The sequence below is a fragment of the Mycoplasma sp. HU2014 genome, assembly GCF_001199495.1.
Classification (GTDB): domain Bacteria; phylum Bacillota_I; class Bacilli_A; order Mycoplasmatales; family Mycoplasmataceae; genus Mycoplasma.
In genome coordinates, this window is the sequence record NZ_LFYS01000034.1 from 1 (window position 1) to 6927 (window position 6927).

8 protein-coding genes are annotated in these 6927 nt (G+C 24.7%); 6 read left to right on the forward strand and 2 right to left on the reverse strand.

Annotation, left to right across the window (positions count from 1 at the left end):
• The 6 genes from AB668_RS05695 to AB668_RS01920 form a co-directional block, all read left to right on the forward strand.
• The coding region (locus AB668_RS05695) for a hypothetical protein (protein ID WP_235443326.1) at window positions 1-475 on the forward strand (475 nt) is incomplete at its 5' end.
• Window positions 476-650: 175 nt separating this feature from the next.
• A complete protein-coding gene (locus AB668_RS01900) occupies window positions 651-1799 on the forward strand; it encodes a phosphatase PAP2 family protein (protein WP_050517382.1) in 1149 nt (382 codons plus the stop codon).
• A 119-nt stretch (window positions 1800-1918) separates the two neighbouring features.
• Window positions 1919-2923: an MsnO8 family LLM class oxidoreductase gene (locus AB668_RS01905; RefSeq protein WP_050517383.1), complete on the forward strand. Its 1005-nt coding sequence runs from the start codon at window positions 1919-1921 to the stop codon at window positions 2921-2923.
• The gene (locus AB668_RS01910; RefSeq protein WP_050517384.1) at window positions 2907-3251 is read left to right on the forward strand and encodes a glycine cleavage system protein H; all 345 of its coding nucleotides are present in this window, start codon (window positions 2907-2909) and stop codon (window positions 3249-3251) included. The genes AB668_RS01905 and AB668_RS01910 overlap by 17 nt, the downstream gene beginning before the upstream one ends.
• Window position 3252: 1 nt before the next feature.
• Entirely contained in the window at window positions 3253-4128 is an 876-nt protein-coding gene (locus tag AB668_RS01915; protein ID WP_050517385.1) for a deacetylase SIR2, read from the forward strand.
• Window positions 4121-5302 carry an NADH-dependent flavin oxidoreductase gene (locus tag AB668_RS01920; RefSeq protein ID WP_050517387.1) on the forward strand — a complete coding sequence of 394 codons (1182 nt, stop codon included), beginning with the start codon at window positions 4121-4123 and terminating at the stop codon, window positions 5300-5302. Before AB668_RS01915 ends, AB668_RS01920 begins: the two co-directional genes overlap by 8 nt.
• A 25-nt stretch (window positions 5303-5327) precedes the next feature.
• On the opposite strand, the gene AB668_RS01925 is transcribed toward AB668_RS01920, so the two are convergent.
• Window positions 5328-6125: an alpha/beta fold hydrolase gene (locus tag AB668_RS01925; protein WP_050517386.1), complete on the reverse strand. Its 798-nt coding sequence runs from the start codon at window positions 6123-6125 to the stop codon at window positions 5328-5330.
• 330 nt (window positions 6126-6455) lie between these two features.
• Window positions 6456-6890, reverse strand: a complete 435-nt coding sequence (locus tag AB668_RS05700; protein ID WP_050517115.1) for a hypothetical protein — start codon at window positions 6888-6890, stop codon at window positions 6456-6458.
• Window positions 6891-6927: the final 37 nt, after the last annotated feature.

Consider the following 6927-nt stretch of genomic DNA (forward strand, 5'->3'; position numbering starts at 1 on the left):
GGTTGAATCCTTCTTTGACATACCTATTAAAAGAAAAATTATGAATGGAGTGGTTGAATATCAAAAAAATTATTATGCTGCATTTGATGAAAATGGGAAGAGATATAAGTTCAACAAAAAAGAAAGTATTGAATTTGTTATAGGTGCAGATGAGAAGTTCTACTTTAGAACAGAAACTATGCGTTTTAAAGCTGAAATATTAGAAAAAGGATCTCATGATTGAGGAATAGCTGATATAGCAAAAAGAAAACAATTAGATGAAGAAAGAAAACATGATTTAAAAACCCTAGGAACAATAAATAAAACGAGATGGATTCATACTGTATTAGATAAGACTCTTAACAGCATTAAAAAACACCCAAGTGGATTGCCCAGTGAAGTAGTCGATGAACTATCAGGACTTGTCTCAGGTGTTAAGAATGAATGTTATCGCATATCATTCGAACTCAAAGAAAAATTAGGCTTATTGGATTAGTTTAATTTTCTAATTTCCTTTGATAAGATTATTATAACTTAAAAATTTAAAGGTTCATTTTGTTTAAAAACCCACGAAAACAAAAAAGCAAAAGATAAAATAAGCACGCATTAATTAACAATTAAGGTAAAATTAAATATTGTATAAGACTTATAAATATAAAAAGAGGTGTAAGATGAATATCAAATTTAAAAAGAAAGGTTCAGTTTTTTATACTATATTTTTTAGTTTATTAATACTTTTTATCTTAGCTGTAATAGGTTTAGTGATTTCTACACCATATGAAATAGATCTTAAAATATCTCAATTTTTTGAAAAAGCTTTAAATTATGAAATAGGTAAATATTGAGCAGTAACTTATGAAATGTTAGGTAATATGTTATTAGGACCATTTTTATGTTGTGCTTTTATGGTTATTGTTGAAAGTTGATTTTTATATAAATCACAAAACAATCAATTAAATTTTTGAAGTAAAAATAAATGAATTATAAAAGCAGTTTACTTAGCAATCTTAATTTCATCTTTACTAGTTATAACAATTGAATCTTATTTACAACTTAAAAAAGGTAATGGATTTGGAAGTGATGGAGATGCTGTATTTTTAATGAGTATGCATTATAGAAAAGTAGCACTTATAATTTCAATTATTATTACTCATTTAATTATGGTTGTTAGTTTTTATTTATTACATTTTCAATTCGCTAGATCTAAAAACTTTTTATCAAATCAGTATTGAGTTGAATCTATTAAAGTAATTTTATTTGCTATAGTAACATATATTATTATTGTTCTATTAAAAGGAATGACTTCAAGATTGTATTATTACAATGTTATTTATGCTGATTTATTAGAGAAAATGAAACAAGAAGGTCATCAAGATTGAGTGGATATTTACTTGAATCAAACTGAGTTTAAACACGGTTTAGTTGATAGTAATAACAATGTAATTAATATCAAAGGTAACTGAGCTTGATATGTGATAAATGGAACAATCTTTCATCCACGACAAGACTTAGCTTTTTACAATAAATGAGTTGAATGAGCATTTCCATCAGGTCATATAATTGGAACTTTAACAATGTCAACAACATTCTTTTTCTTTCTTTCAAATAAAAAGAAATTAAGTTATATAAATATTATTTTCTTAGTAATTTTCTTAATACATTTACTATCTATGAGTTGTGCTTTAGTTGTTGATAGAGGTCATTGATTTTCAGATGTTTGCTTTTCTTATTTATTTGGAATACCTTTAATTTGAGTTGTTCATAAAATAGGAGAAAGAATTAAACAAAGAGTTAATAAAGTAAATAGGTATAAAAAATAGCATCAACTGATGCTATTTTGTTATCTAAATTTAGATATTTTATTATTAACTAATCAAATCAATATTCCAGACTTAGTAACTAATCAAATCAATATTTATAGTGTTATAATAAATTTGTTATGAAATTAAGTGTATTAGATCATGGTTTATTAACCAAAAAAGATAATTATAAAAAAGCATATGATGAAGTTTTAGAACTATGTAAATATGCTGAAAAATTAAACTATCTTTCTTTTTGAGTAAGTGAACAACACAACATTAATTCACTAACGATCTCTAGTCCACTTATTTTGTTGAACTACCTAGCATCTCATACTAAAAAGATTAAACTTGGATCAGGTGGAATAATGTTAAATAACTATCAACCATATGTTATTTCTGAACAAATAAATACTTTAAATCTATTACATGAAAATAGATTTTTATATGGTTTTGGTTCAGCAATAAATTTTGATAGTAATTTAGCTAAATTATTAGAATCTCAAACTGATTTAGATTATAAGTCTAAATTATTATTAGTTGATAAATTTGTAAATAATCACAATTCAATTGATTTAAAAGTTGTTCCAAATATTAAACAAACTATTGATATAGTAATGTTAATAACAAGTCAACAATCAGCTGAATTTGCTGCTAAACACGGTTTTAAGATAAATTATGGATGATTTTTAAATCCTTCAATAATTTATGCAAAAGAAGTTATTAATACTTATATTTCAACTTATAAAAAAACATGAAATAAACAACCAACTGATATAACAATAAGTGTTAATGTAGTTGCTGGTAAAACTTTAAAAGAAGTTGAACAAAATCAAAAAGTTTTAGCTTTTTATAGAACAATTAAAAACATTAATCAGTTTGAAGTATTTCCAAAAAATGACGATTTTAATAATCACCAATTTGATGATCAATCTAAAAAGATATTTGACAAATATTACAATAGTATCTTTAAAGTTCAAAATGATCAAGATATTTTAAAAATAGATCAATTTTGCAAAGAATTAAATGTTGATCATTTAATGATTCTTCCAACTTTAAAAAGTATAGATGATAGAAAATTAGTTCTAAAAAGGATTGCAAAATTTTATAACAAAAGGAGTCTTTCAAATGAAAAAAGTAATTAATTATTTAGTTTTAGAAAAACAAGAAAATACAGAAAACTACTATTTAAGATTGACTGCAGAAATGCAAGATGATCTTGGAACTGTAGGTTATGTTCAATTTAAAAATACTGATAAAAAAGATTTTAAAAAAGATGATGTATTTTTAGCTTTAGAAGCATCCAAAGCAATTCTTACATTAAAAATGCCAATTGATGCAACTGTAGTTGAATGAAATAAAAAATTCTTAGATAATCCTGAATTAATTGGTTCAGCAGATCAAAACAATAACTGAATTATGATTTTAACAAATATTGATAAAAACGCTTTTGATAGTTTAGAAGACTTTTAATATGAACCAAATTAAAGATATTAAACAATTAAACGATTTATTAGTTAATGCTGATGCTATTGTTATTGGAATTGGATCTGGAATGACAAGTGCTGATCAAATAGGTTATACTGGAAAAAGGTTTCAAGAAAACTTTAAAGATTTTATCGATGAATTTAAGTTTTTAGATATGCTACAAGCTAGTGTTTATGATTTTAAAGATATTCAAAACTATTGAGCATTTCACTCTAGATTTATGAAATTAAACTATTTTGATCAACAAGCTACTGAAAGTTTTATTAATCTAAAAAACTATCTAAATGATAAAAACTATTTTATTATCACAACAAATTCAGATAATAGTTTAGAAGTATCTGGTTTTGATCAAGATAAAATATTTTACATTCAAGGTAAATATAATTTATTGCAATGTTCTAAAATGTGTCATAACACTTTATATTCAAATGATAAAGCTGTTTATGAAATGATTGAAAAACAAAAAGATTTAAAAGTTGATTTAAATTTAATTCCTAGATGTGTTAAATGTAATGCATTTTTAGAAGTTAATAAACGCTTAAAATGTAAGGGAATGGTTGAAGATCAAAGGTTTTTTGATGAAAAACAAGCTTATGAGCAATTTATTGATCAAAACAAAGATAAAAACATAGTATTTTTAGAAATTGGTGTTGGTTATGCAACCCCAATGTTAATCAAACACCCATTCTGAGAAATGGTAAAAAACTATCAAAATTCAACTTATTTAACACTTAATAATAAGTTGTATCGTATTCCACAAGAAATCAGAAACAGAACATATAATTGTTTTGAAGATATTAAAATAACAATAGCGAAGTTGTTGGAGATAAAAAATAATTTAAAATTAGATGACAATGAATAAATATAAAAAATTATTTGAACCGTTTAATCTTAATGGTTTTAACTTAAAAGATAGATTTGTTTTATCACCAATGACTTTAAGTCTTGCAGATAAAAACGGAAAAGCAACTGATCAAGAATTAGCATATGCAAACAGAAGAAAAGATTCAGCTAGTTTGCAAATTACAGGTGGAGTTTATTTTGATGAGTTTGGACAACTTTTTGAATATGGTATTAGTGCACAAACTGATGATCATATAGATTCATTAAAAAAGTTGTATCAAGCAATGAAAACTGATTCAAATTTTGTTGTTTTGCAATTAGCTCATGCTGGTAAATTTTCCAAAGCTTCTCTTAAAAAATATGGCTATTTATATGGTCCATCATATGAAAAAAATCATTTTCCAGTTGATCATGAAGTATTAGAATTATCTGAAACTCAAATTAGTGAAATTGTTCAAAGTTATGCTGATGCTTGTTTAAGAGCTATTAAAGCAGGATTTGATGGAATTGAAATTTCAATGGCACAACGATTGTTAATTCAAACCTTTTTCAGCCAACATATTAACAAAAGAACTGATTGTTATTCATCAGATAATTTTGAAAATCGTTCAAGATTATGTCTTGAAATATTTACAAAGATAAGAGAGATAATTAATCAACATGCACCTAAGAATTTTATTTTAGGTTTTAGAGCAACCCCTGAAGAAACTTATGGATCTTTTTTAGGATATAGTATTATTGATTTTTTCAAATTAGTTGACTTATTAATAGAAAAAGTTCAAATTTCTTATTTGGCAATTGCTAGTTGAGGTCATGATATTTATCTAAACAAAATTAGAAGTAATTGTGAATTTAAAAACCAGTTAACTAATAAAGTAATTTATCAGAAATATCAAAATAAATTACCTATTATTTCATCAGGAGGAATTAACTCTCCAGATAAATGTTTAGAAGCTTTGAAATATTCAGATCTAGTAGGATTAAGTTCAGTTTTTGTTGCAGATCCAGAGTTTACTGAAAAAATCAAAACTAATAAATTAGATGAAATTAATCTAGTTGTTAAACCTGAACAATTAACTAATCTTTGCATTCCTAAATCTTCATTTAAAGATATAGTTAATATGTTTAGTTATTGTGAAACAATTCCAGATAAAACAATAAAAACATTTAAAGATAATATCAAAAATAATTAAAAAGAACTGAGCAAGAGAGTTCTTTTTAATTATCAATAAAATCTTCAACAATCTTAATAAATTGATCTCAGTCTTCTTCAAATACCATATGCCCTGTTTTTGGTATATAACAAGTTTTAATATCTTTAATTTTTGTTTCAAAATACTCTAAACATTTATCTCGATCAACAACTCCATCTTTTTCACCTAAAACTAATAAACAAGGAATTTGTATTGAAGTTAAAGCTTTTTCAATTTGATCATGTACTTGATTTGATACTAAAGTTTTACCTAAGTTTAAAATTGTCTCATTATTATAATCATTAGCTGAAAAAGTTTTTTTAGCTAATCTCATTCAACTTGTGTTATTTGTATATTTAGAACTATCGAAATATAAAGAAGTTAAAAAGTTATTAACTAGATCATCAAATGTTTTTGGAAAATAATCAACTAAAAATTGTCTATCAATTTTTTCTGAAGCTTTATTCATGGGAGCTACATAAATTAGTTTTTTAAATAGTTCTGGTTTTAATTTATAAGCTAACGAAATTACCCCTCCACCCATTGAATGACCTATTAAAATAACATTTTCTAATTTATTATTTTCAATAAACTCAACTAACAATCTAGCAAAATCAAAAACTGTCACTTTATCATTTCCAACCGCTTTTGTATTGTTATTTCCTGGAAATTGTAGAGCATAATAATCTGATTTAGTTCAATAGTTTTTAAAAATATCAAATACTCTTGGTGAAGAATTGAATCCGTGACAAAAGATTATATTATACTTATTGTTATTATTGTTTTTATAAACATAATCATAGTTGTAAATTATTTTTTTCATATTTTATTACTCCAATTAATTATATTTTATGAAAAATATTATTTATTATAAAAATTATTAGTATAAAATTGAAGTATTAAACAAAATGAACCTATAATTAAACTTAAAAAAGTGTGGAACTAGAGAAAAATTTAAGTTTTATATAAAGGGTAATTAGCTTTCATTAGATAGAGTGTTTGTTGATTCGGAAATTTAATGGATAAAAAAAGAGCAGCCTAAAGAGACTGGAGAGTAGGATTTTATTATTTTTCTATCGTGGGTTTTCAAACAAAATGAACCTTTAAATTTTTAAGTTATAATAATCTTATCAAAGGAAATTAGAAAATTAAACTAATCCAATAAGCCTAATTTTTCTTTGAGTTCGAATGATATGCGATAACATTCATTCTTAACACCTGAGACAAGTCCTGATAGTTCATCGACTACTTCACTGGGCAATCCACTTGGGTGTTTTTTAATGCTGTTAAGAGTCTTATCTAATACAGTATGAATTCATCTTGTTTTATTTATTGTTCCTAGGGTTTTTAAATCATGTTTTCTTTCTTCATCTAATTGTTTTCTTTTTGCTATATCAGCTATCCCTCAATCATGAGATCCTTTTTCTAATATTTCAGCTTTAAAACGCATAGTTTCTGTTCTAAAGTAGAACTTCTCATCTGCACCTATAACAAATTCAATACTTTCTTTTTTGTTGAACTTATATCTCTTCCCATTTTCATCAAATGCAGCATAATAATTTTTTTGATATTCAACCACTCCATTCATAATTTTTCTTTTAATAGGTATGTCAAAGAAGGATTCA